The following is a 23,642-nucleotide window of genomic DNA, read 5'->3' on the forward strand; positions in this document are numbered from 1 at the left end:
GCTCATTTCTGCCGGGGCACCCGGTATCCGATGGTCTTCGTCTCGAGGTATTGCGCGAAGCCCTCGATTCCGCACTGCCGGCCCACGCCGCTGTTCTTATAGCCGCCGAATGGCGCGTCGGCGCCGTAGAACATTCCGCCGTTGACCCCGAAGGATCCCGTGCGGATACGCCGGGCGATGTTCATGCCTCGCTCCATCGACCGCGAGATGACGGCGCCTGCAAGGCCGTACGCACTGTCATTGGCGATGCGGATGGCGTGATCGTCGTCGTCGAACGGCATCACGATGAGCACAGGGCCGAAGACTTCTTCCTGAGCGATCGCCGCGCGGTTGTCGACCCCGACGATCACCGTGGGTTGCACATAATGCCCGCCCGCAAGATGCTCGGGCAACGCTTCGACCACGCCTCCCCCGGTGGTGATCTCGGCGCCGTCGCCTCGCGCCCGCTCCACAGCCGTGAGTACGCGCTCCTTCTGCGCGGCGCTGATCACCGGCCCGACAAGGGTTTCCGGCAGAACCGGATCGCCGACCGGCACGCCCTGGTACGCGGCGGTGACGGCGGCGACGGCCTCGTCGTACAGCGACCGATGCACGAGCATGCGGGTGGTGGCCGCGCACGCCTGTCCGGCGTGGACGCACACTCCGATCGCGGCGCCCAGGATCGCGGCGGGATTGGCGTCGTCGAGCACGATGGCCACGGATTTGCCGCCGAGTTCGAGGAACATCCGCTTCATGGTGTCGGCGCCCTGACGCATCAGCAGCTTGCCTACGGCTGTCGACCCCGTGAACGAGATCATGTCGACGCGGGGATCGGTGGCCAGGATCGAAGCGACGTCGTTCGACGGAGTGGTGACCACGTTCAGCACGCCCGCGGGAATATCGGTGTGCTCGGCGACGAGCCTGCCCAGCCGGGTCGCGTTCCACGGTGTATGCGGATCGGGCTTCAGCACAACCGTATTGCCTGCGGCCAGCGCGGGTCCGAGCTTGTTGAGGATGACCTCGATCGGGAAGTTCGACGGCGTGATCGCTGCGACGGCGCCGACCGATTCTTTCACGACGGTGCGCACGTTGCGCTCGCCGAACAGCCCACCGCCGTCGAGTGTGCGCTCCCACTCGAAGTCGTCGATCAGACCCGCCGGGAAGCGCAGCGCTTCAGCGAGCGGCCAGTCCAGCTGTGCGGACTGCGTTGTCATCGCGGGACAGCCGACCTCGGCGATCAGTTCTTCGCGGAGGTCGTCCTTCTCGTTCTCGATGGCCGATTGCAGTTGTGCCAGGCATCGCTTTCGCAGGGCGCCGTTGGTCGCCCAGTCGGCTTCGTCGAATGCGCGCCGGGCCGCCGCGATGGCGCGACTCATATCCCTGGGGTCGGCGGCGGCTGTGGCGCCCAACAGCAGACCGGTCGCCGGGCTCACGTTGTCGAAGGTCTCGCCGGAGGCCGAGTCCACGAGGTGACCGTCAATGAGCATGCGGGATTCTGCGCGCGTCGCCGCCCGCCTACCGAAATCGACGCTGGTTTCCGACTGCTCTACTGGAACTTCGGTGGAACTCACCCATTTACCTCGTACAATCAGAACAATGCTGGACGCTCAACTGTAACTATTACAGTAGGCGAATACAACAACGGAGAAGTCGACTTGATCAAGGTGATGGACGGCGTTCGCGTCCTCGAGGTTGCACAGTTCACGTTCGTCCCGGCGGCAGGCGCGATACTCGCCGATTGGGGCGCCGACGTCATCAAGGTGGAGCATCCCATTCGCGGCGATACCCAGCGCGGCTTCATCAACATGGGCGGCTTCCAGCTCGACCCGGAGCGGCATCCGCTGATCGAGCACCCCAACCGCGGCAAGCGCAGCGTCGGCATCGACGTGTCCACCCCCGGCGGCCAAGAGGTCCTGTACGAGATCGCCAAGACCGCCGACGTGTTCCTGACCAACTACATGCCCGCCCAGCGGCAGAAGAACAAGTTCGATATCGAACACATCCGGGCGGCCAACCCGAACATCATCTACGCGCGCGGAAGCGCCTACGGGGACAAGGGCATCGAACGCGACACCGGCGGATTCGACGGCACCGCGTTCTGGACGCGCAGCGGTGTGGGCCATGCCCTGACACCCGAGGAGATCGGCGGGGCGCTGCCGCAGGGCATTCCCGCGTTCGGCGATTCGATCGGCGGCATGAACATCGCGGGCGGGATCTCTGCGGCGTTGTTCCACCGGGAACGCACGGGCGAAGCGGTCGAACTCGACGTCTCGCTGCTGAGCACCGCGTGGTGGGCCGCGGGGGCCAGCGTGACTCAAGGCATGGAGACCGGTGAGACGATGCGCTCGCTGATGCCGGGTACCACCGCGTCGGTCAACCCGTTCATGGCCAACTATCTGACGTCGGACGGCGGCACGATCAATCTGTGCATCGTCAGCCCGACCGGATACATCCGGGACGTCTTCGAACATCTGGGACTGCCCGAACTCGCCGACGATCCACGGTTCTGCGATGTCATGCCGCTGATCCAGAATGCCGAGGCCGGTGTGGAACTCATCGCCGAAGCCATTAGGAGCAAGCCCTTCGACTACTGGCGCCAGCACCTCAAGACGATGAGAGGCCAGTGGGCGCCGTTCCAGAGCCTCATCGACCTGGCCTCCGACGAGCAGGCGATCGCCAACGACATGATCGTGGAAGTCGAGGCCAGCGACGGCGGAGCACCGTTCAAGGTCGTACGCGGGCCGGTGCAGTTCAACCACGAACCGCTGGAGACGACGAGGGCACCGCAGGCGTCCGAGCATACCGAGATCGTGCTGATGGAACTCGGGATGGACTGGGACCGTATCGAGGCGCTCAAGGACTCGGGCGCCATCGCCTGAGTCGTTGACTTCCCCAGCTGCGCGTGGGCCCAGCGCTCAGGCCGTACTTACTCGACGTTCTGCGGCGTGCACGCTGGGCCCACGCGCAAGCTGGGGAAGTCAATCCGCTCGACGCGGATGGGAACGCCAGTCAGCCAGGCCATTCCGGACATCGACTCGACATCGCCGGGCTCACTCGACGTCAGGCGGTTGACATTCGCCCCGCCCGCGCGGTTGGCCAGCTGCCAGCCGCCCGTGCCCTTGTGACCCCAGCCGTGCGGAATGGCGACGACACCGGCCATGAGGTCCTTCGTCGAGGTGACCGGAACGGTGATCTGGCCGTAGGGCGAGCTGATCTGCACGACGTCGCCGTCGGCGATCTGCAGCTGAGCGGCGTCGTCGACGTGCATCAGCGCGTGGTGACGACGCTCGCCGCGCATCAACAACGGTGAGTTGTGCATCCACGAGTTCTCCGAGCGCGGCTCCCGCATGCCGATCATCCGCAACGGATACCCCTCCAGATGCCCACTGTGTGACAGCTTGGCGACCTCGTCGGCGATATCGGAATGGACCAGCCGGACACGTCGAGACAGATAGCCGACGGCGTCACGCAGCACCCCGGTCCGGATGTGCGGTGCCAGCACGACGCCGTGCGGATGCTCTTCGGTCAAACCGCGCAGCGACAGCCCGCCACGGCGAAGACCGAAACGGTCACCGCCCTGCGACATCCGGATCAATGCATCCATCATGAGGCGCGGTGTGAGGGCGGTCCCGAAGGCGCTCAACGTCTTTCGCGCAACGCTGAAGGCCGCGAATGCCGGTACCCGCCGTCCGAGTCGGCGCGCGAGATCGTCGACGATGTCCCATTCGCTGCGCGACTCGCCCGCCGGCGCGACGACCGCTTCGGTGGCCTGACGGAACGGCGTCGCCTGAAAAGCCTGGAAGGTATAGGGGAAGTCATCGCGCTCGTACATCGTCGTGACGGGCAGGATGTAGTCGCATCGAGCGGTCGTCTCGGTGACATAGAAATCGAGCGCCACCGACAGTTCAAGGGTTTCGAACGCCGCCTCGAGTTCATCGCCGTTCGGCACTGATAACACGGGGTTGCCCGCCGATACGAACATCGCCTTGATCTGGCCATCACCGGGGGTGGTGATCTCCTTGGCGATCAGGGCAGCCGGCTCGGAGCCGATCGCACTGCGGATCCCGCTGACACGCGATCGTTTCCGCCGCCTCGACCGCCGCATCACGGCGCCCATCATGACGTTCTGCCATCGCTGTCCAACGGTTTCCATCGAACTGAAGACCGAACCGCCCGGGACATCGAGGTTTCCCGCGATCAGATTGACCGCGTCGATGAGATACGTGGTGAGCGTGCCGTAACGGCCGACACAGGTTCCCAGCCTTCCGTAGACGGCGGCGCGTGGCGTTCGCACGAGGTCGCGCGCGAGCGCCTTGACGCTGGCGGGGTCGATGCCGGTGTTGTCGGCCGTCGCCTCCGGCGTGAACGGTTGGCTCAGTGCTCGCAGCCAATCCACGCTGTCGGCATCCCGCTTCACCCGGGCGAAATCGACAAGGTTCTCGGAGAACATCACCTGCAGCAGCGAGAGCAGCAGGTAGGAATCCGAGTCGGGAACGATGCCGAGCCATTCGAACGCGACGGCGGTTTCGGTCCGGCGGGGATCGACGACCACCACGCGCCCGCCGCGCTTGACGATGTCGTGCATGCGGTCCTTGATGCGGGGCGCCGTCAGGAAACTGCCGTGCGAGACGACCGGGTTGGCGCCCATCATCACCAGCAGGTCGGTACGCGTCAGATCGGGAATCGGGACCGACGTCGGCACGCCGTAGAGCAATTGGCTGGCGATCAACCTGCTGTTGGTGTCCTGCGACGAGGCGGTGAAGTAGTGCCCATGCCGTCCCAGACCCTTGATGAAGAGCAGTGCCGCGAAGGTGTGCGCGTAACTGAACGCGCCGGGATTGCCCATGTACCAGCCGACACCACCGGAACCGTGCCGGCGCAGCACCTCAGACAGCCGCGCCGCGATATCGGACATCGCCTCGTCCCAGGTGACCGGCTCGAATCCGTTCCGCCCCCCTTCATCCCCGGGTCGCTCCGCTCTCCCCTGCCCTTCGGGCGTGGGCCCAGCCCGCCGGCGCCGCAGCGGTGTCGTCACGCGGTCCGGGTCGTTCTGCACCTCGGTGAAGGCGATGCCCTTCTGGCACGCAAAACCTGCCGACAGCGGATGTTCCTTGTCGGGGCGCAAAGCGACGAGGCGGCCGTCCTCGACGGTCGCGATCATGCCGCACAGCGGCTCACATATCCGACAGAACGTGGGCTTGTGCTCAATCACCGGTGCCACGCCGACTACGATACTGTAATAGTTACAGTTGGGATAGGCTGATCGCCCGACTAGGGAGGCTTCGCACATGAACCACGACGTCGCCATCATCGGTGTCGGGCTGCATCCGTTCGGCCGGTTCGAGGGCAAGTCGGCGATGGCGATGGGCGTCGACGCCATCTTCTCCGCCGTCGCCGACGCCGGCATCGACTGGAACGACATCCAGGCCGCCACCGGCGGCAGCTGGACCGTCGCCAACCCGGACGCCATCGTCGGCATGGTCGGCCTGTCGGGGATCCCGTTCACCAATGTGTTCAACGCGTGCGCTACGGCCGCGAGTGCTGCGAAAGCCTGCGCCGACGGAATCCGGCTGGGCGACTACGACATCGGCATCGCGATCGGCTTGGACAAGCACCCTCGGGGCGCATTCACCGAAGACCCGGCGCTGGTGGGGATGCCGAGCTGGTACGCCGAGAACGGTCAATACCTCACCACGCAATTCTTCGGGATGAAAGCCAACAGGTATCTCCATGACCACGGCATCTCGCAGGAGACGCTGGCCAAGGTCGCGGCCAAGAACTTCCGTAACGGCGCGCTGAACCCGAACGCGTTCCGCCGCAAGCCCATCGCCGAGGAGGACATCCTCAACTCGACGATGCTGAACTATCCCCTGACCCAATACATGTTCTGTGCACCCGACGAGGGGGCGGCCGCCGTCGTCATGTGTCGCGCCGACATCGCGCACCGGTACAGCCGCAAGCCCGTGTACCTGAAGGCGGTCGAGGTGCGGACCCGGAGATATGGCGCGTATGAGGTCAACACGACCTTCGCCCCCGTCGAGGAGGATGTGGCGCCCACCGTCTACGCCGCCAGATCCGCGTTCGAAAAGGCCGGTGTGGCGCCGGAGGACGTCGACGTGATCCAGCTGCAGGACACCGACGCCGGAGCCGAGATCATCCACATGGCCGAGTGCGGGTTCTGCGCCGACGGCGACCAGGAGAAGCTGCTGGCCGACGGCGCCACCGAAATCCATGGCGCACTGCCCATCAACACCGACGGCGGACTGATCGCCAACGGTGAACCCATCGGCGCCTCGGGCCTGCGCCAGATCCACGAGTTGGTACGCCAATTGCGCGGCGAGGCGGGCGACCGGCAGGTGCCAGGCGAGCCGAAGGTCGGCTTCGCCCAGCTCTACGGTGCACCCGGCACCGCAGCTGCGACGATCCTCACGAGGTGACCATGACCCAGTTCACCGGCGCGCCGATCTTCGACGCCGACCAGCACATGTACGAGACGCCAGAATCGCTGACGAAGTTCCTGCCCGAGAAGTACTTGCGTGCTGTGCAATTCGCTCAGTTCGGCCGGCACACGAGGATCGTGATCAACAACAAGGTCAACGACTTCATCCCCAACCCGACATTCGAGCGTGTCGCGGCGCCCGGTGCGCATGAGAAATTCTTCGCAGGCGAGAACACCGAAGGTCTCACTCTGCGCGAAATGCAGGGACCCGCCATCGATGCGCCTGCGGCGACGCGCAACCCCGTCGACCGCGTCGCCGAACTCGACCGCCAGGGCGTCGTCGAAGCGTTGAACTACCCGACGCTGGCCAGCCTCATCGAACACGCGACCGCAGACGACCCTGAACTGTCGCTCGCCGTCATCCACGCACTCAACCAGTGGATGCTGGAGCACTGGACGTTCAACTACGCCGATCGCGTGTATTCGACACCGATCATCAACCTCTCCGAGGTCGACGGCGCCCGGCGCGAACTGGAGTATCTGCTCACCAACGCCGTCAAGGTGGTGTTGATCAAACCAGGTCCGGTCAACGGGATTCGCGGCTGGCGTTCACCTGCACTGCCTGAATTCGACCCGTTCTGGCGCGACGTCGAGGCCGCAGGCCTACCGGTCGTCCTACATGCCAGCTATCCCCCGCTCGACGACTACGTCGGCAAATGGGAGCCCCCGTATACCCAGAACTTCATGGTCCAGAGTGCATTTCGCTGGATGGTGCTTGGCCACCGCGAGATCTCCGACATGATCGCCGCCTTGATCTGTCACGGCACACTCACCCGATTCCCGAAGCTGCGTATCGCAAGTGTCGAGAATGGCAGCTCGTGGATCTTCCCGTTGTTCAACGACTTCGAAGACCTGTACAAGAAGATGCCGCAGAACTTTCCAGAACATCCGCACGAGGTGTTCCGGCGCAATATCTGGGTGAGCCCGTTCTGGGAGGGCTGCGTCTCCGACGTCGTGACTACCGTCGGCTGGGACAAGGTGCTGTTCGGTTCCGACTATCCGCACCCGGAGGGGCTGGCCGAGCCGAAGGGGTTCTGGAAGTACGCCGAGGGAATGGACGAGCGGCGCACGTACGACTTCATGGGCGACAACGCCCGGCGCTTCATGGGGTTGCCGATCGCCAACCCCGATCCGGCGGCGATCGAACCGCCTGCGCTGGCCGACGCCTGACATATCGCCGGTTCAAGCGCGGCGGGACACGTCCTTTGCATGGTCGACGTGGAACCGCGCGGCCTTGCGTATCGACTCGGCGGCGGGGCGCGGTTTCCAGCCGAGTTCGCGCGTCGCCTTACCGTGATCCGCGGCCGATGTGGTGTGCAGAAGTCGCACACCCGTCACGTCGATGACGGGATCACGTCGCAGCAATCGGGACCCCACACCGTTGAGGAACCCCGCGGCGTACATCACCGCCAGCGGAATGCCGAAGCGCGGCGGGCGCGCACCGACCCCGGTCGCCGCGGTCGTCAGCAGCTCCCGCATGGGCATGTAGGTCTCGGAAATGATGTAGCGCTCGCCGACCCGGCCGTGTTCGGCGGCGAGAAGGAACGCGTCTGCGACGTCCTCGATACCCACCACCTCCGTGGACACCCCTTTGACGTACACCGGAAGCTGGCCATGGGCAGCCAGTTTCACCATCAGCCCTTGATTCGGCTGAAAGTCCAGCGGTCCATATGGGTTCGACACATTCAACGCGACTGCGGGCAGTGCCCGTTCGCGGGCGTAGCGCAGGACCAGTTCCTCTGCCTTGAGCCGCGACTCGATATACGGTCCGCCGATTCCCGGCCAGTTGAACGCATCGTCCTCGGTCGCGGGACGGCCTTCGCCGAGGGCGATCGTGCCGATAGTGCTGCAGAACACGAACCGATACAGATCGGCCTCCGTTGCGATATCGAGCACCCGCTTCAAGCAGTTGACGTTAGTTTCGAAAAGGGGCGCCGGATCACGTAGATGGAAGCGGGTGTCCACCACGCAGTAGTAGACGACGTCGCGGTCGGCCATCGCCGCGCGCAAGGCCTTCTCGTCGTACAGGTCGCCGTAGCACCGTTCGATGTCGAGGTCGTCGATACCCATCGTCTTGCTGGACCTGCGGAGGTACACCCGAACATCGTCGCCGCGCTCGGCGAGTTTCCGGGTGACATGGGACCCGACAAAGCCGCTCGCACCCATGACGAGAGCCTTACGCGGAGCAGGCAAGTTACGACGCCTTCTTCGCTTTATCGGTCGGGGGTGCGTACGCCGGCTTCCCGAGGCCAAGCATGTACTGCGCGATCATGTTTCGGAACACCTCGAGGGTGCCGCCGTAGATGCCGACGAGTGGGGCGAACCGGTAGACGTATTCGGCGGCGCCGTCATCGGCGGCCCCGTCGGTGCCGATGGGCAGCGACGCGGCAGTCCCCAGGATGTCCATCAGATCCGGCGAGATGTCGCGCATGGTCTGGGCGAGCGCCACACGGCCGAAGATGCTCGACGCGCTCAGCGATGCCTCCATTCGGGCGACGCTTCGCCCCAGCCGGTACGCAACCGAGCCGTCGTCGATCAGCCGGCGACCGTCCGGACCCACCTCGGCGACCTTGGCGGCCGCCTTGTCGACCGCGGCAGCCATGAAACCGGCCTGATGCATCATGATCGACACGTCCTGCAGACCGTCCTGTGCGGCTTGCACCGCACCGTGTTCGACGTTGAGGGGTTCGCGCACCACGGTCCAGCCGTCGTTGACCTCCCCGAGTCGATACTTGTCATCGACGCGCACATCGCTGTAGTACACGATGTTCGTGCGGTCGCCGTCGACGGTACGGACGCCCTGGATCTCGATGCCGGGCGAATCGAGCGGCACCAGGAACATGGTGAGGCTCTTGTGTTTCGGCGCTGCAGGATCGGTGTTGGTGATCAGGAAGACGTACTGGCAATTGTGCGCGCCGGTGGTGAACATCTTCGACCCGTTGATCACCCAACCGTCGCCGTCGCGCACCGCGCGGGTCTTACAGGTGGCGACGTCGGAACCGCCCTCGGGTTCGGTGTAGCCCAGGCAGAGGCGGGCGTGGCCGCTGTACACCAGCGGCATCACTTCGGCTTTCAGTTCGGGCGATCCGAACTTCTCCACCGAATGCGCGATCATGGCGGTGGTACCCGAGGTGACCCACGGCACGTGGGCGCGCCGCTTCTCGAGTGCCCAGATTCGGGCCCGGAGACGATCGAAACCGCCCTCGGATTCCGGCTTCCACTCTTTTTCCAGATATCCCGCCGCGCCGAGCGCCAGGTGCACGCCCTCGTCGAAGTTGTCGCCGGTCTCGCGGTCGCGGCGAAGCACCTCGTCGGTGACCTGGGTGCGCAGGAAGTCGCGCGTCTCGTCGAGGAACGCCTGATCGTCGTCGGAGAGTTCGACCCGTGAGAAATCCATTGCGGCCCTTATCTACCTTTCGCTCTTCGCGCCGGCGCTCATCGGACTTTCACGCGCGACTACGATCTCGGCGATGTACTTGGCAGTGACACCGGGGTCACCGCCGGCCAGCGACCATCCGCGGGCCCGCACCAGATACGCGGTGGCGGCGGCTTCTGCCGAGACACCAAGGCCACCTTGGACGTGCACCGCCATCGTCGCCGCCTTCGACGCCTCTTCGGCCATGAACACGAACGCCGACGGCGCCAGCTCCGGCCGCTCGTCGGGCTCGTTGTCGAGGAACCACGCCGCGCGCCGGGCCAGATTGCGCCCGCCCTGCACGGTGATGGCGATGTTGGCCAGCGGATGCGAGATGCCCTGCAACGTCGAGATCGGCACACCCAAGGTGTAGCGGGACTTGGCGAACTCGGCGGCGATGGTCATCGTCTCCTCGACGAGACCGACCAATGCCGCGGCGGTCAGCACCCGCCATTCATCCAGTGCCCGTTGGTATGCGGCCAGCACATCCGCACCGCTTCCCAGAACCGTTCGGTCATCAGCGGCGGCCGGGTCGACCCATGCCATCGGCAGCCTGCCGATGTTGTCGACTTTGACCGGCCGGGTCCCGAACGTCAGGCGCACGACGTCGTCACCGTCGCGCACGATGATGTGATCGGCGATCGACCCCGTCGGGATCAGGCGGACCCCAGCCACGTTGTCCTGTCGAGGATCGAGCGCCACCAATTGCTGACCGTTGACGACGTCCGGCTCGACCGTGCCCAGCCGTGCCAGCAGTCGCGCCGAGCAGACATGGTCGATCCACGGAACCGGGGCAAGTGCCCGACCGAGTTCCTCGGCCACCAACGTCAGATCAACGAGTGTGGCCCCGTCGCCTCCGGAGCTCTCCGGGAGCGCCATGCTGGTTGCGCCCATGGCGCACAGGCGTTCCCACAGGTTCTTGTCGAACCCCGACTCCTCGGCGGCGCGGACGGTCTCGATCGGGCAGTGCGTCTTGAAGAACTCCCGATATGCGGACTGCACCGCCTCGTGGTCCTCTGACAGGCTGTAGTCCAGCCTCCGCAGTTCGTAACGATCCATCGTCACTGATCCTCTCGCGGTCCGAAGAAGAAGTCGTTCGCATTGTTATAGAGGTAGTTCTCGAGCGCCTCGGCGGGCAGGTCCAGCGCCAACGCCTCTGGCACCACCCGATGCATTCGCAGCACCGGCCAGTCCGAGGCGAAGATCACCTTGTCCGGTCCGCGGGTGCGCATGTAGTGCAGAAGGCTATCCGGCAGGCGCTTGGGCGACCACGCCGACGTCATCAGGCGCAGGTTCTTGTACTTGATCATCAGGCGGATCGCGACGTCCCACCACGGGTCCGCCCCGTGGATCATGCAGAGCTTCAGTTCCGGGAACCGCACACATACGCGGTCGAGGTGGATCGGGTTCTGCGCCTCACCGGGGATCGGCGGTCCCGGCAAGCCGGTGTTGATACACAGCGGCAGACCGAGTTCGGCACATTTGGTGTAGAGCGGGTAGTAGACGGCATCGCTCGGCGGATACTGGCCATCACCCCAGAAGCTCGGCCCCACCGCGGTGTACGCCACCGGCAGATCGCGCACGATGGCGCTGAGCTCGCGCAGCGACGGCATCGGCCGCAGCAGGTTGACGCCGCCCATCGCAAGTGCGAACTTGTCGGGCCGCTCATCGACGAACTTGCGCGCCGTCACCGACGGCTTCGTCAGGTTGTCCATCAGGATGGCCTTCTCGACACCGCGCTCGTCCATCTCCTCGAGCAACTGGGGCAGCTCCACCTGGTCGTAAAGTGACTGGGGTCCCTTGAAGTAGTCGTCGCGCACCTTGAGCATGAACTCGGGCTGCTTCTCGGTCTCGCCGAAATGGACGTTGACCAGACAATCAATCGCTTTCGGAGTCATGTCAGGGATGCCTCTTGCGCCGCAGTGGCTTTCGCCCAGCGGTAGTCGGGTTTGCCGTTTCCGAGTCGGCGCACCTGATCGACGATGATGAACTCCTTCGGCGCCTTGAACCGCGCGAGATGCGATGTGCATTGACTATGCAGCTGTTCGGAGGTGATGTCGACATCCGGCTGCAGGGCCACCAGCGCGACGAGCTCTTCACCCCATCGCTCACTCGCTCTGCCGACCACCAGCGCGTCGGACACCCCCGCGTATGCACGCAACACCTCTTCGACCTCTTCGACGAAGACCTTCTCGCCCCCGGTGTTGACGACAAGCGAATCTCGCCCGAACAACTGAAGTGAGCCGTCGGCGGCCAGTGAGCCACGGTCGCCGGATATCACCACACGCTGGCCATCGACGACGGGAAACGTCTTCCGGGTGGCGGCCTCGTCGTCGAAGTAGCCGAGCGGGATACGTCCGGCGCGCGCGACGAAGCCGACCTCCTGCTCCCCCGGTTGCAGGAAGCGTCCGTAGTTCTCGGAAAGCACCAGTGCGCCTTCACGGAGTTCGAAAGTGTCCTTCTGCTCCCCGTGCTGGCTGCGCCCGAAGCCCACGTTGCCCGTCTCAGACGATCCGTATCCGTTGATCAAGGTGATCTGCGGCAGCAATTCGAGCAGCGCGCGTTGGTGTTTCGGGTTGGTCGCCGCTCCACCGGTTCCGATCGCATACATCGACGACAGATCGTAGGAACCGTTGCGCAGTTCCTCGACCAGCGGTGCCGCGTAAGCGTCGCCGACCATCGTCATCATCCCGACCTTTTCGCGCGCCGCCGTCTCGAGCACCGCACACGGATCGAAGCGCGTCTTGTCGTAGAGGACGATGGGCAGCCCGTTGAGGAGCCCCGCGAAAGCCGTCCACATGCCTGCGGCGTGCATCAGCGGTGACACGGCGAACCACGGCTGCCCTTGAAATCCGAGCTTGGCGTGAATCTCGTCGACGGAGTCATGGTCGGCACCGTTCATCGACACCACATACGTGTCGCTCTGTCGCCACATGACCCCTTTGGGCCTGCCCGTGGTGCCGCCGGTGCACACCATCATCACATCGTCGGGCGATGATGCGATGTCGTGATCCGTATCACCTTGAGCGAGAGCATCTTCCAAACTGATGGCACCGGGAAGCTGCGGCGCAGAGCTGTCGTCGTCCACCGATATCATCACGTCCGCGGAGGAGGGCGGCAGCACGTCGGCGAACTTGGACCCGAACGAGCGGTGATAGATCACCGCCCTCGGCCGCAGGTAGTCCAGTAGTTCGGCGACCTCACGCGGGGCGTAGTTGTAGTTGACGTTGACCGGCACGGTTCGCGCCTTCAGCGAACCTATGACCATGTCCGGATAGAGATCGTTGTGCATGATGAGCGCGACACGATCCTGCCCGCATTCCCAGTTCGCGAGGTCGGCCCGTTCGCGGTGCGCGCCCAAACCCCGCCCGGCCAGGGAGTTGGCCAGCCGGCGGGTCCGCTCCGCCGACTCTCCGAACGTGCTGCGACGCGTGCCGCAGACGGTCATCAACCGGTCGGGATCGGCGTCGGCGATCGCGTCGAGTACCGCCCCGATGGTCCATTCGCCCATGGCTAGGCGGACGCCGTCACGTTCGCACCGAGCAACTCGAGTGCGTTGTCGCGCATGACTTTCCGAGTGTCCTCGTAGCTGAATTCGGGGAACTGCGGGATGTCGGCGGTGAACGTCATCGGATCAGCCAGACCCTCGCCGTGTGGCCAGTCCGAGCCGAACAGGATCTTGTCGACGCCGATGGTGGCAGCGAGCAGTTTGACGTCGTCCTCGTAGTACGGCGCGATCCACACGTTGTTGCGCAGCTGCTCGACGGGATCCTCTTTGAAGTGGTACGGCGCGGTGTTGGCGGCCTTCTTGAGTCGCTTGATCAAGCGGTAGACGAAGTAGGACCCGTTCTCGATGCTGGCGACCTTGAGCTTCGGGTGCCGCGTGAACACCTGGTGCACAAGCATCGACGCCATCGCGTCGTGGATGGCACGGTCGTCGAGCAGCACCTGATCGAGCGGGTCCTTCTTACCGAACCCCTCGAATGTGGCCTTGCCGCCCCACAATGCCGCGATCGCGAGATAGCCGCTGTCGGACAGGTGGAAGATGACCGGAACGCCGGCCTCCGCCAGTCTGGCCCAGACCGGATCGTGCAACGGATCACCGAGCGAACGCGGCTTGACCCGACCTGGGACGGGCGCGGGCCGCACACACACGTTCTTGGCGCCGCGGGACAGGACGAATTCGACTTCTTCTACGGCCTTGTCCGGGTCGGCCAGCGAGATGATCGGCGCCGCGAGGAACCGGTGGTCGGGACGGTCGAAGCCCCAGTCTTCGTCCAGCCACAGATTGAACGCGTGCACCGTGGCCATGGTCGCCTCGATGTCGTGTTTGAGGGCTTCTTCGACACCGCACGCGAAAGTCGGCAGCATGAATACGGTTTCGAGATTCTGCTTGTCCAGGATCTTCACCCGCGCATCGCGATTCTGGTACTCGGGATGGTCAGGCAGCCGGTCGACCTTCATCAGGGAAGCCGGGTCGACGCCTTCGGGGATCTCGCCGCGGAACAGCAGATCCAGGCATCCGGGTTCGATGATCGGGTCGAACGTGGGATTCGGGATGAAGTGGTTGACCACGCCGCCCATGACGGCGAATGTGCGCTTGCCCTCCGTGAGCATCTGCACGCCACGGCGTTTGAACTCCTTGGGCAGGTGCCGGGTGCACGAGTCGACCGTCTCGTAGTAGTGGTTGTCGACGTCGATGGCCATGTAGTCCAGGGTCACGGTTCCTGTCCTTTCAAAGATCCTTGGGCCGATCCTTCGGCTGGTCCTTGGGGCGGCGGGAAGTTGGGCTGACGCTTCTCGAAGAAGCTGGTGATGCCTTCGATGAAGTCCGGGCGCTGCATGGATTCGTGCATCAGCTTCTCCGCTATGTCGCTGGCATCGCAGACATCGCGCATGGTGTCTGCGTACACCTGTTGCTTGATCACCGCCAGCGAGCTCGGCGCACAGTTGGCGGCAATGTCCTCGGCGTAGGCGATCGCACGTGGCAACAGCTCGTCGGGTGCCACGACTTCTTTGACCAGACCCAGGCGCTGTGCCTCGTCGGCCAGGAAAACCCGGCCGGACAACAGCAGGTCTAGCGCCACACCCTGGCCGACAATGCGCGGCAGGATCCAGGAGATCCCGTACTCCGCGATAAGTCCGCGACGCGCGAACGAGGTGGTGAATTTCGCACCATCGGCGGCGAACCGCACGTCGCACATCAACGCCATCGTCATACCCATGCCCGCGCAGGCGCCGTTGATTGCCGCGATGACGGGTTTTCGCATCGTCGTCGCGAAGTGCGGGTGACGCGCACCGACAAACTTGCCGACGTCTGTGTCCGCAGCGGCGTCGACAGTGGCGGCGCTGATCGACGTCAGGTCGCCCATGTCCGCCCCCGCACAGAAGGCACGGCCGTTACCGGTCACCACGACGGCGCGCACGTCGGGGTCGGCCTCGGCGTCGTCGAGACGCAGATAGAACGTCGTGGCCAGGCCGCCGCCCCAGCCGTTCATACGTTCGGGGCGGTTGAGTGTCAGGACCGCGACGCCGGTGTCGAGGACCTCGTAGAGCACCGGTGCGCTCTGGTCGGAGGCGTTGAGGTCCAAGGGGTCAGCGACGCGGTCTCCAACGCTCACCCGTCAGCCCTCCTCAGGCGGTTCGAACTGGATGTTTGCACTTACTGTACACCTATCGGTAGTACCTTCCGCAACCGTCTCACGGCAGCGCATCTCAGCCGCCGACCAGCCCAAACCGTTGATAGGCGGCGTCGATCCGGGCCTTGGCATCGTCAGGCAGCACGGCCTGCGGCGGCCGCGAGTGAGGGTAGGACCCGATGGGTAGGCCAAGCACTGACGCCGCGTACTTGAACGCCCCGCCCCAGTGGGTGAAATAGTCCGGCCGCCCGGGATAGCACGTGAAGCACCCACCGATGTCGACGGTGAACTGGTCGAGCCCCGCCTTCTCCGCGTAGTCGATCGCCTCGGACAGCTTGTCGCTCCACACGAGTTCCCAGTATTCCGAGAACACCCGATGTTGCAGGGTTTCGTAGAGATAGCCGGACGTACCCAATTGGGCGGGCCCGACAACCCCCGCGCGTAGCCAGCCGGCGCGGTACACCGTCGTCTCGCATTCCCAGATCGTCAGGTCGGGTGCAAGGTTGTGGAGCTGCCGGCTGGCCGTCGGCCGGAAAGCGCCTTCCTTGGTCGCGCATACCGCTGGGATCTCGTCGTAGATCCGCGCCCCCTCGGCAGGTGTCAGCACGTAGCCCGACGACGGCGAGTTGAACATGCCCAGCGCGATGTCGCTGCGGTCGGCGATGTACCGGAAGAAATTCAGCACCCCCTCGCCGCCGTGCGCCTCCATCATCGGGGTCTGGATGTAGACGATGTCGGCCCCCGCCTGCTGGGCGTGCAGCGTCAGGTCCAGACAGTCCTTCGCCGAGGTGGCGGCGGTGCACGCCTGCACGACGACATCGGGATCAGCCGCTCGGCCCTCTTCGATCGCCACCTCCAACAAGCGTTTTCGCTCATCGGACGTCAGCGACCAGAACTCCGCGATACCGCTGGTGCACCACAGCATCGGGTGACGCAGCTCGCCGACGCAGTGGCGCACCAACGTTCGGTACGCGTCCCAGTCGATGTCGTCGCCGTCCTCACCGCAGAACGGCGTGTAGAGGGAATTGCCGATACCCCGCAGATTGCTGCGGGCCCACTCACGCGCTTCCTTGGCCGTCGCCATGCTGCCTCCTCAGGTGAAGTCGCTGCCTCCGTCGACATTGACGTTGGCACCGGTCATGTAGGAATTCCGCCGCGAAGCGAGAAACGCTACGACGGGACCGATTTCGTCGGGCTGACCCGCACGCGGCAAGTGCGCAGGATGCCCGAAGTGTTCGTCGATGGCAGACATCAACGCGTACGGATCGTCGCCGTCGACCCCGACCGACGCCGCCCAGCCGACCAATGCCTCCGACGCGATGCTGCCCGGGGACACGACGTTGACCATGATCTCGTCCTTCGCCAGCTGCAGTGAGAGGTTCTTCGAGATGCTCGTCAACGCCGCCTTGGCAGCCGTGTAGGCGGGCAGGATGGCGCTCTGACGTTGTGTCGAGTGGGCGGAGAAGTTGACGATGCGCGCCCACTGCGCTTTTCGCAGCAGCGGCAGCGCGGACCGCACGCAGTGCACCATCCCCATCACGCCGTCGTCGAACGCTGCGCGCCACTGATCGTCGGTGAGATCGTCGAAGGTGCCGACGGATCCCGGACCGACCGCGTTGACGAGAATGTTGACTTCGCCATCCCAGCGCGCACTCAGCTCGTCGAACACCCGCTGCACCTGGTCGGCGTCGGTGGTGTCGGCCACCAGTGCCAGCGCGTCAGGACTTCCCCGCTCGGCCAAATCCGTTGCTGCGGTGTCGAGTACCGCCTGTGTCCGGCCGACGACGGCCACCCGCGTGCCGTCCTCGGCAAGGCAGCGGGCGGCGGCAAGCCCCATACCCCGGCCGCCTCCGACAACCACCGCGGCCGCATCCTTCAACCCGAGATCCATGGCGTGCGCGCCGTCAGGTACCGGTCCAGTTGGGCGACCGCTTTTCCGCGAACGCGATCGCTCCTTCTTTGGCGTCGTTCGACGAGAAGATCGGAATGATGTATTCCAGTTGCTTTTTCCACATCTCGTCCTCGCTCCAGCCGACGGACTTGACGAGGATCTCCTTGGTGGTCGCCACCGCGAGCGGGCCGTTGGCGGTGATACGTTCGGCCAATTCGATTGCGCCGTCCAGTGCTCCGCCCGGCTCGGTGAGGACATTGACGAATCCCCACGCCTCGGCTTGTTCGGCGGTGAAGCTTTCGCCGGTGAGCGCCAGCTCGAGTGCCTTCTGATACGGGATCCGCCTGTGCAGGCGCAACAGCCCGCCGCCGGCGGCCACGAGACCGCGTTTGACTTCGGGGATGCCGAATTTCGCCGATCGTGAGGCCACCACCAGATCCGTCGCGAGCACCACTTCGGTGCCGCCGGCCAGCGCATAGCCCTCGACGGCTGAGATGAGTGGTTTCCTCGGCGGTCGCTCGGTGAACCCGATGCCGCGCCCGGGGATCGCGACCATCTCGCCTGCGGCGAAGGCCTTGAGGTCCATGCCTGCGCAGAAGTTGCCACCGGCTCCCGTCAGCACCGCCGCCGACAGGTCCTTGTCCTCGTCGAGTTCGTCGACCGCGTCTGCCAATCCCTGGCTGACTGCAAGATTCACCGCGTTTCGCGATTCCGGCCGATTGATCGTGATGACAAGGACGCGCCCCCGGCGCTCTGTCAGGATTTCCTCCGACACACTTCGCCTTTCGCTTCTCTTGCTAGAAACACTTACTATAGGACTTACAGTAAAGAAGCGAAACGGTGGGCACGGCACCGGCGAAGTGGCGACACACCTGCGTAGATGCAGATCAGAGCTGGATTGCCGGTACATTCAGTCCACCAGCCGATTTTGATGGAGGTGCCGTTCGTGGCAAGGCAAGCGACCGCGGAGAAGCGGCCACGGCGCGAGCGCGGGTCCATCAATCCCGACGACATCATCAAGGGCGCGTTCGAGCTCGCCGAAGACGTGGGCATCGACAACCTGTCCATGCCGCTGCTCGGTAAGCACCTCGGGGTTGGCGTCACCAGCATCTACTGGTACTTCCGCAAGAAGGACGACCTACTCAACGCCATGACGGACCGGGCGCTGCGCCAGTACGTCTTCGCGACGCCCTACGTCGAAGCCAGGGACTGGCGCGAGACGCTTCGCAATCACGCCCGATCGATGCGAAAGACGTTCCTGGGCAACCCGATTCTGTGCGACCTGATTCTCATTCGGTCAGCGCTGAGCCCGCGGACCGCGCGCCTCGGTGTGCAGGAGGTAGAGAAGGCGATCGGCAGCCTGACCGAGGCGGGCCTGTCGGCCGACGACGCCTTCGACACCTATTCCGCGGTGTCGGTGCACGTGCGCGGTTCAGTGGTGCTGCAGCGCCTGCGCGAGAAGAACCGGGCGACCGACGACGGCCCCAGCGATATCGACGAAGCGATGGCGATCGACAGCGAATCCACTCCGCTGCTCGCCCTGGTCACCGAAAAGGGCCATCACCTCGGCGCGGCCGACGAGAAGAACTTCGAGTTCGGTCTCGAATGCATTCTCGACCACGCTGGTCGGCTGATCGACAAGGCCAATGCCACGCCGGCGAAGAAACCCGCCCGCAAGCGTTAGTCAGCGATTTCGGCGTGCCCAGTCACGCTCAGCGAGACTCAGCACGCCGAAATCACAATGGTCTAGACCTCGACGATGACAGCGCCACCCTGGCCGCCGCCCGCGCACATCGCGGCCACACCGATGCCACCGCCACGTCGCTGAAGTTCGTACAGCAGCGTCGTCACCATGCGCGCACCGGAGGCGGCGATGGGATGGCCGAGGCTGCAACCGCTACCGGAGAAGTTGACCAGCTCCTCGTCGATGCCGTACTCGCGGCACGCCGCGATCGGCACCGATGCGAATGCTTCGTTGATCTCCCAGAGCGTGACATCCGACGGCTTGAGACCTGCACGGTCGAGCACCTTGCCGATCACCTTCACCGCGCCGAGCCCGCAATCGCGAGCCGGGACTCCCGCTGCGCCCCAAGCCTTCACAGTGCCCATCACCGAAAGGTTGTTGGCCTCGGCGTACGCACGCTCGACGAGCGCGACACCCGCGGCGGCATCATTGGTGCCGCTGCTGTTTCCCGCGGTGATCGAGAAGCCCTCGATCTCGGGGTGCAGAACCTTGAGCCCCGCCAGCTTCTCGACGGTGGTGTCCCGACGGGGATGCTCGTCAACGCTGAAGTCGACCACCGATCCGTCGAACTGCTGGATCTTCAGCGGGATGATCTCGTCGAGGAACTTGCCCGCGTCCTGTGCGGCGACGGCGCGCTGGTGCGACCGTGCCGCCCATGCGTCCATTTCCTCGCGGGTGATGCCGACCGCTTGGGCGGTGTTCCAGCCCACCGTGATCGACATGTCCTTCGCCGGTGCGTCGGGTGTCTCGACATGCGTCGGCGGCATCCACCGCTCCTCGAACTTCAGCTCGGGGCCGGGAATCCGCCAGTTCGTCAGCGGCGTCATCGACAGCGATTGCACACCGCCCGCGATCAGCACCCGCTCCATGCCGGAGCCTATCTGCGCGGCCGCGTTGCCGATCGCCGTCAGGCTGCCCGCGCAGTGCCGGTTCACCGACTGGCCGGGAACGTGATGCAGCCCGGCGGCATCGGCGGCATAGCGCGCGAGGTCGCCGCCGCCGTAATGCGATTCGGCGAAGATGATGTCGTCGATATCGGCGGGGTCCACACCTGACCGGCGGACCACCTCTGGCAGCACGGTGGTGATCAGTGTCTCGGGCGGGGTGTTGACCAACGTCCCCTTGAAGGAACGGCCGATTGCCGTTCTGGCTGCACCGACGATGACGGGTGTGGACATGTTTTCAACCTCGGGTTTCGGCTTGGGTGACTTTACAAAAGTAGCAGGTATTGTTGCGTTCCCCGAAGGTGAGGGTGCTCACTCCGGCTCGGGCACGAAGAAGTGTTCGTCGCGCAGGCGGAACGCTTCCTTGGTGCCGTGCTGCGCGCGAGTCTTGACGAAGTTGAACTCACCGGGCGCGAACTGCAGGTTTGTCCCGTAGGCGTGGAACAGATAGCTGGCGACCTCCTCGCCCGCGTACGCCTGACTCTGTTCGACCAGCCGGAAGGCCTCCTTGGCGATGACCACACCATCGGCGGGCATCTTCGCCGCCTTCTCCGCCCAGTAGCGCGCCCTCGCGGTGACCGAGCTCGCGTCGCAGGTGTCGGTGAACACTCCGAGATGTTCGACGGCCCCGGCTTCGATGATGTCGCCGGTGAGCAGGAGCCGCCGCGCCAGCACCGGCCCGAGGCGATGGAAGAACATGTGCAGGCTGCCCAGCGCCGGACCCAGGAAGCGGGTGGCGGGCATGCCGATCTTGGTGTCGCGTCCGATCACGGAGATGTCGGTCATCAACGCCATCTCGAAGCCGCCGCCGAGTGCGTAACCGCTGATCTCCCCCACGGTGACCTTCGGATAGCCCATCAGGTTGTGATAGAAACCGAACGACTTACGGTCGACGGCCAGGCGCCGCCTTTGACTGGGGCGACGTTTGGCCTCGGGTGCCCCCACATCGCCGTACCAGCCGTACGCGTTGTTCATATCGGCCCCGGTACTGAACACCCCCTCCACGCCGCGCAGCAGCACCACGGTCAGATCGTCGTCCTCGGCCACCTGGTCGAGGTAGCGGCCGACCGTCTCGCGCATCGCCGCGTCGTAGGAGTTGCGCCTGTCCGGGTTGTTGAACGTGATCGTGGCGATGCGCTTGTCACGGTCGACATCGAAAAGCACTCGGTCATCGGTGGTCATCGGAAGTCCTTCTCGACATCGGAAATCAGTTTGGCCTCAATGGTCTTGTCCGCTCCGACGGCGAGCGTGTTGCGCCGGGCGACGGACAGGTGATCCTGCGCGAGCTTCACCGCGCGGGCCTCGTTGCCGTCGCGGATGGCGTCGAGCAGGCGTTGGTGATCGCGAAGCGCGGCCCGCATGGTCTTGTGCTCCATCGGATCACCCTCGTCACTCCACACCGACGATTCGTGGGCCGACCAGATCAGCTCCAGCGAGCCGATCAACAGAATCATCGGCTCATTGCCGCATCGGGAGACGATCGCCTCGTGAAACCTGCGGGCGTTGGGCACATACTTCGCCAGGTTGTCGAATTGCTCTGTCTGCATGGCGATCTCCGCCTCGAGATACGGCACGACCGCGGTCATCCGGTCATCGCGGGCAGCGCACATGCCTGCGCAGATCGGCTCGAGATGTATCAACGCACCGCTGACGTCCGCGGGTTTCGCCGATCGTGTCTGCAACACCATGCTGATCATGTGTGCGGTGCGCTCGGCCGACGGCGGGTGAACGACCGCCCCGCCCATGTTTCCGCGACGCACCGAGATCAGCCCGTCGGTCTCGAGAATATGGATGGCTTCGCGCAGCGCGGGTGGGCTGACACCGAATTCGGCGAGCAGCGTGTCCTGCGACGGCAGCACATCACCTTCCTTGATGCGCCCGGACAGGATGTCGTTGCGCAGTCGCGACGCCACAATCTCGGCGACCCGGGGCTTACGAATCCGTTGCACGCTGGTCATCAGCTCAGCGCCCGCCGGTGCCCGAATTCGAAGACACTCAACTTGTCGGGCGACGAAGCGGCCGTGCTGAACTCGCCGATGCACAACACCTCGTCGCCGAGGAACAGTCTTGCCGTGGAGGTGACCCGGCCGTCGGCTTCACCGCGAACGACGTCAAACCCGAGCTCGACCAGAACGGGCGTCGGCCGGCGAAACGTCACCGTCAGCGAGCGGGTCTTACCGGTGCGACCCGAAGCGCAACTCTGGTGTTGGGTGACGCAGTCGAAGAACACCGCCAGGAACCCGCCGTTTACCAGCCCTGGCGGTCCTTCGTACACCACTGGGAAGGTGACGCTGCCGGACGCGGCGTCCGCGTCGAGGGTGTCGAAGGAGTACTCGGGGAAACACGGGTTGTACGCACCGACGTCGAAAGCGTGATCGAGATACACGCGTTGGGTATCGGTGCTCTGCGGCCCGATGCGTGGTGTGGGGTCAGGCGGTGCGGCAGAGGCCAGCTCGCGTTCCCACTCGGCAACCTGGGTGACCATGGCATCGACGGTCGGGTGGTCGTGTTCCAGCGAGAGCAGCAGCCCGGTCAGCCGGCGCAGGGCCCCGGCGGCGGCCACCGTCTGCGGCAGCGGCTGCTCACCGAATCGGGGTGTGCTCTCGGGCATGAGTTCCCCTTTCGCTTCCCGCCTGTTCCGTCAGGACGCTTTCCTTGCTAACTTGTACAAGATAGCAATACTGTATCCCCAACCGTAGAACGAGGGAAGGGCGGCGGCAACGGTGGCTGACGACGGGGCGGTGACTACCTCCCGGGTGGACGGCGTTCTGCACGTCACGCTCGAACGACCGGCGCGACGCAATTCGTTGAACCCCTCGATGGTCGACGCGTTCGTCGACGCGTTGACCGACGCCGCCACCGACGACTCCCTTCGGGCCGTTCACATTCGCGGCGGCGGAACCGATTTCTGTGCAGGCGTCGACTGGGTCAGCGCCAACAGCGGCGATCGCCCCCGCACCGGGGACCTCGTACGCCGCGTTCCGCACGGTGCGCACCGCGTGATCGAACTGGTCCACACCATCCAGCTGCCCGTCGTGTGCAGTGTGCGCGGCTGGGCCGCCGGGCTCGGCTGCAATCTGGCACTGGCCGCCGATTTCACCGTCGCGGCTGCAGACGCCGTGTTCTGGGAACCGTTCGTGAATCGCGGATTCAGCCCGGATTCAGGTTCGACGTGGCTGCTGCCCCGACTCATCGGGGTGGCGCGGGCGAAGAGCATGCTGCTGCTCGGCGAGAAGGTCAGCGGATCCGTCGCGGCGGACTGGGGCCTGATCCACCTCTGCGTGGACGACTCCGAACTGGATGACGTCGCGACAGAACTGCTGATGCGATTGGCCTCTGGCCCCACTGTCGCCATCGGACTTGCCAAACAGGCCATTCACTACGGGCAACACGCCACGCTGCCGCAAACTATGAACCAGGAGCTGTTCAACCTGGAGTTGTCGTGCCGGACCAAGGATTTCAAAGAAGGACTCGCGGCGTTCCGCGAGAAGCGCACGCCGGAATTCGGTGGCCGGTGACCCCGACGGATAG

General features: G+C 64.9%; 21 protein-coding genes. 5 read left to right on the forward strand and 16 right to left on the reverse strand.

The window, feature by feature from the left end:
• Positions 1–2: 2 nt before the first annotated feature.
• On the reverse strand, positions 3–1,466 hold the full coding sequence (locus AB4Z42_RS07275; protein WP_442008870.1) for an aldehyde dehydrogenase family protein: 1,464 nt from the start codon (positions 1,464–1,466) through the stop codon (positions 3–5).
• 180 nt (positions 1,467–1,646) lie between these two features.
• Between AB4Z42_RS07275 and AB4Z42_RS07280 the strand changes: the two genes are divergently transcribed.
• Positions 1,647–2,858 (forward strand): CaiB/BaiF CoA transferase family protein, encoded by a 1,212-nt coding sequence (locus AB4Z42_RS07280; protein WP_442008871.1) that lies wholly within the window; start codon positions 1,647–1,649, stop codon positions 2,856–2,858.
• A gap of 47 nt (positions 2,859–2,905) precedes the next feature.
• On the opposite strand, the gene AB4Z42_RS07285 is transcribed toward AB4Z42_RS07280, so the two are convergent.
• Entirely contained in the window at positions 2,906–5,200 is a 2,295-nt protein-coding gene (locus tag AB4Z42_RS07285; protein ID WP_442008455.1) for a molybdopterin-containing oxidoreductase family protein, read from the reverse strand.
• A gap of 67 nt (positions 5,201–5,267) precedes the next feature.
• Here AB4Z42_RS07285 and AB4Z42_RS07290 point away from each other — a divergent pair, with 67 nt between their 5' ends.
• Together AB4Z42_RS07290 and AB4Z42_RS07295 are read left to right on the forward strand one after the other, a co-directional pair.
• A complete protein-coding gene (locus tag AB4Z42_RS07290; RefSeq protein WP_442008456.1) occupies positions 5,268–6,416 on the forward strand; it encodes a thiolase family protein in 1,149 nt (382 codons plus the stop codon).
• A 2-nt stretch (positions 6,417–6,418) separates the two neighbouring features.
• The gene (locus AB4Z42_RS07295) at positions 6,419–7,648 is read left to right on the forward strand and encodes an amidohydrolase family protein (RefSeq protein ID WP_442008872.1); all 1,230 of its coding nucleotides are present in this window, start codon (positions 6,419–6,421) and stop codon (positions 7,646–7,648) included.
• Between the two features lie 12 nt (positions 7,649–7,660).
• Here AB4Z42_RS07295 and AB4Z42_RS07300 read toward each other — a convergent pair whose 3' ends face one another.
• The 10 genes from AB4Z42_RS07300 to AB4Z42_RS07345 form a co-directional block, all read right to left on the reverse strand.
• The gene (locus tag AB4Z42_RS07300) at positions 7,661–8,644 is read right to left on the reverse strand and encodes an NAD-dependent epimerase/dehydratase family protein (protein WP_442008457.1); all 984 of its coding nucleotides are present in this window, start codon (positions 8,642–8,644) and stop codon (positions 7,661–7,663) included.
• A gap of 28 nt (positions 8,645–8,672) precedes the next feature.
• Positions 8,673–9,875: an acyl-CoA dehydrogenase family protein gene (locus AB4Z42_RS07305; protein ID WP_442008458.1), complete on the reverse strand. Its 1,203-nt coding sequence runs from the start codon at positions 9,873–9,875 to the stop codon at positions 8,673–8,675.
• A gap of 12 nt (positions 9,876–9,887) precedes the next feature.
• Positions 9,888–10,952 (reverse strand): acyl-CoA dehydrogenase family protein, encoded by a 1,065-nt coding sequence (locus AB4Z42_RS07310; protein WP_442008459.1) that lies wholly within the window; start codon positions 10,950–10,952, stop codon positions 9,888–9,890.
• Positions 10,953–10,954: 2 nt separating this feature from the next.
• On the reverse strand, positions 10,955–11,791 hold the full coding sequence (locus tag AB4Z42_RS07315) for an amidohydrolase family protein (RefSeq protein WP_442008460.1): 837 nt from the start codon (positions 11,789–11,791) through the stop codon (positions 10,955–10,957).
• A complete protein-coding gene (locus AB4Z42_RS07320) occupies positions 11,788–13,404 on the reverse strand; it encodes an acyl-CoA synthetase (RefSeq protein WP_442008461.1) in 1,617 nt (538 codons plus the stop codon). Before AB4Z42_RS07320 ends, AB4Z42_RS07315 begins: the two co-directional genes overlap by 4 nt.
• A gap of 2 nt (positions 13,405–13,406) precedes the next feature.
• Complete coding sequence (locus AB4Z42_RS07325) at positions 13,407–14,615, reverse strand: amidohydrolase family protein (protein ID WP_442008462.1); 1,209 nt, start codon at positions 14,613–14,615, stop codon at positions 13,407–13,409.
• Entirely contained in the window at positions 14,612–15,514 is a 903-nt protein-coding gene (locus tag AB4Z42_RS07330) for an enoyl-CoA hydratase (protein WP_442008463.1), read from the reverse strand. Before AB4Z42_RS07330 ends, AB4Z42_RS07325 begins: the two co-directional genes overlap by 4 nt.
• Before the next feature lie 94 nt (positions 15,515–15,608).
• A complete protein-coding gene (locus AB4Z42_RS07335) occupies positions 15,609–16,616 on the reverse strand; it encodes a dihydrodipicolinate synthase family protein (protein ID WP_442008464.1) in 1,008 nt (335 codons plus the stop codon).
• Positions 16,617–16,625: 9 nt separating this feature from the next.
• A complete protein-coding gene (locus tag AB4Z42_RS07340; protein WP_442008465.1) occupies positions 16,626–17,423 on the reverse strand; it encodes an SDR family NAD(P)-dependent oxidoreductase in 798 nt (265 codons plus the stop codon).
• 13 nt (positions 17,424–17,436) lie between these two features.
• Positions 17,437–18,198 carry a crotonase/enoyl-CoA hydratase family protein gene (locus AB4Z42_RS07345; RefSeq protein ID WP_442008466.1) on the reverse strand — a complete coding sequence of 254 codons (762 nt, stop codon included), beginning with the start codon at positions 18,196–18,198 and terminating at the stop codon, positions 17,437–17,439.
• Between the two features lie 171 nt (positions 18,199–18,369).
• Between AB4Z42_RS07345 and AB4Z42_RS07350 the strand changes: the two genes are divergently transcribed.
• Positions 18,370–19,107, forward strand: coding sequence for a TetR/AcrR family transcriptional regulator (locus tag AB4Z42_RS07350; RefSeq protein WP_442008467.1), 738 nt, complete (start codon positions 18,370–18,372; stop codon positions 19,105–19,107).
• 62 nt (positions 19,108–19,169) lie between these two features.
• On the opposite strand, the gene AB4Z42_RS07355 is transcribed toward AB4Z42_RS07350, so the two are convergent.
• From AB4Z42_RS07355 to AB4Z42_RS07370, 4 genes are all read right to left on the reverse strand, one after another.
• A complete protein-coding gene (locus AB4Z42_RS07355; RefSeq protein WP_442008468.1) occupies positions 19,170–20,345 on the reverse strand; it encodes a thiolase family protein in 1,176 nt (391 codons plus the stop codon).
• Positions 20,346–20,423: 78 nt separating this feature from the next.
• Positions 20,424–21,293: an enoyl-CoA hydratase/isomerase family protein gene (locus AB4Z42_RS07360; RefSeq protein WP_442008469.1), complete on the reverse strand. Its 870-nt coding sequence runs from the start codon at positions 21,291–21,293 to the stop codon at positions 20,424–20,426.
• Positions 21,290–22,069, reverse strand: a complete 780-nt coding sequence (locus AB4Z42_RS07365) for a FadR/GntR family transcriptional regulator (protein ID WP_442008470.1) — start codon at positions 22,067–22,069, stop codon at positions 21,290–21,292. Before AB4Z42_RS07365 ends, AB4Z42_RS07360 begins: the two co-directional genes overlap by 4 nt.
• On the reverse strand, positions 22,069–22,722 hold the full coding sequence (locus AB4Z42_RS07370; RefSeq protein ID WP_442008471.1) for a hypothetical protein: 654 nt from the start codon (positions 22,720–22,722) through the stop codon (positions 22,069–22,071). Before AB4Z42_RS07370 ends, AB4Z42_RS07365 begins: the two co-directional genes overlap by 1 nt.
• A gap of 112 nt (positions 22,723–22,834) precedes the next feature.
• Here AB4Z42_RS07370 and AB4Z42_RS07375 point away from each other — a divergent pair, with 112 nt between their 5' ends.
• Complete coding sequence (locus AB4Z42_RS07375) at positions 22,835–23,629, forward strand: enoyl-CoA hydratase/isomerase family protein (RefSeq protein ID WP_442008472.1); 795 nt, start codon at positions 22,835–22,837, stop codon at positions 23,627–23,629.
• Positions 23,630–23,642: the final 13 nt, after the last annotated feature.

The sequence above is a fragment of the Mycobacterium sp. 2YAF39 genome, assembly GCF_052114565.1.
Lineage (GTDB): Bacteria > Actinomycetota > Actinomycetes > Mycobacteriales > Mycobacteriaceae > Mycobacterium.

Bases quoted from the DNA above. Each gene is read 5' to 3' on its own strand.
- AB4Z42_RS07275 (WP_442008870.1), bottom strand. From the start codon at position 1,466: ATGCTCATTGACGGTCACCTCGTGGACTCGGCCTCCGGCGAGACCTTC.
- AB4Z42_RS07280 (WP_442008871.1), top strand. From the start codon at position 1,647: ATGGACGGCGTTCGCGTCCTCGAGGTTGCACAGTTCACGTTCGTCCCG.
- AB4Z42_RS07290 (WP_442008456.1), top strand. From the start codon at position 5,268: ATGAACCACGACGTCGCCATCATCGGTGTCGGGCTGCATCCGTTCGGC.
- AB4Z42_RS07295 (WP_442008872.1), top strand. From the start codon at position 6,419: ATGACCCAGTTCACCGGCGCGCCGATCTTCGACGCCGACCAGCACATG.
- AB4Z42_RS07300 (WP_442008457.1), bottom strand. From the start codon at position 8,644: ATGGGTGCGAGCGGCTTTGTCGGGTCCCATGTCACCCGGAAACTCGCC.
- AB4Z42_RS07305 (WP_442008458.1), bottom strand. From the start codon at position 9,875: ATGGATTTCTCACGGGTCGAACTCTCCGACGACGATCAGGCGTTCCTC.
- AB4Z42_RS07310 (WP_442008459.1), bottom strand. From the start codon at position 10,952: ATGGATCGTTACGAACTGCGGAGGCTGGACTACAGCCTGTCAGAGGAC.
- AB4Z42_RS07315 (WP_442008460.1), bottom strand. From the start codon at position 11,791: ATGACTCCGAAAGCGATTGATTGTCTGGTCAACGTCCATTTCGGCGAG.
- AB4Z42_RS07320 (WP_442008461.1), bottom strand. From the start codon at position 13,404: ATGGGCGAATGGACCATCGGGGCGGTACTCGACGCGATCGCCGACGCC.
- AB4Z42_RS07335 (WP_442008464.1), bottom strand. From the start codon at position 16,616: ATGGCGACGGCCAAGGAAGCGCGTGAGTGGGCCCGCAGCAATCTGCGG.
- AB4Z42_RS07340 (WP_442008465.1), bottom strand. From the start codon at position 17,423: ATGGATCTCGGGTTGAAGGATGCGGCCGCGGTGGTTGTCGGAGGCGGC.
- AB4Z42_RS07355 (WP_442008468.1), bottom strand. From the start codon at position 20,345: ATGTCCACACCCGTCATCGTCGGTGCAGCCAGAACGGCAATCGGCCGT.
- AB4Z42_RS07360 (WP_442008469.1), bottom strand. From the start codon at position 21,293: ATGACCACCGATGACCGAGTGCTTTTCGATGTCGACCGTGACAAGCGC.
- AB4Z42_RS07365 (WP_442008470.1), bottom strand. From the start codon at position 22,069: ATGACCAGCGTGCAACGGATTCGTAAGCCCCGGGTCGCCGAGATTGTG.
- AB4Z42_RS07370 (WP_442008471.1), bottom strand. From the start codon at position 22,722: ATGCCCGAGAGCACACCCCGATTCGGTGAGCAGCCGCTGCCGCAGACG.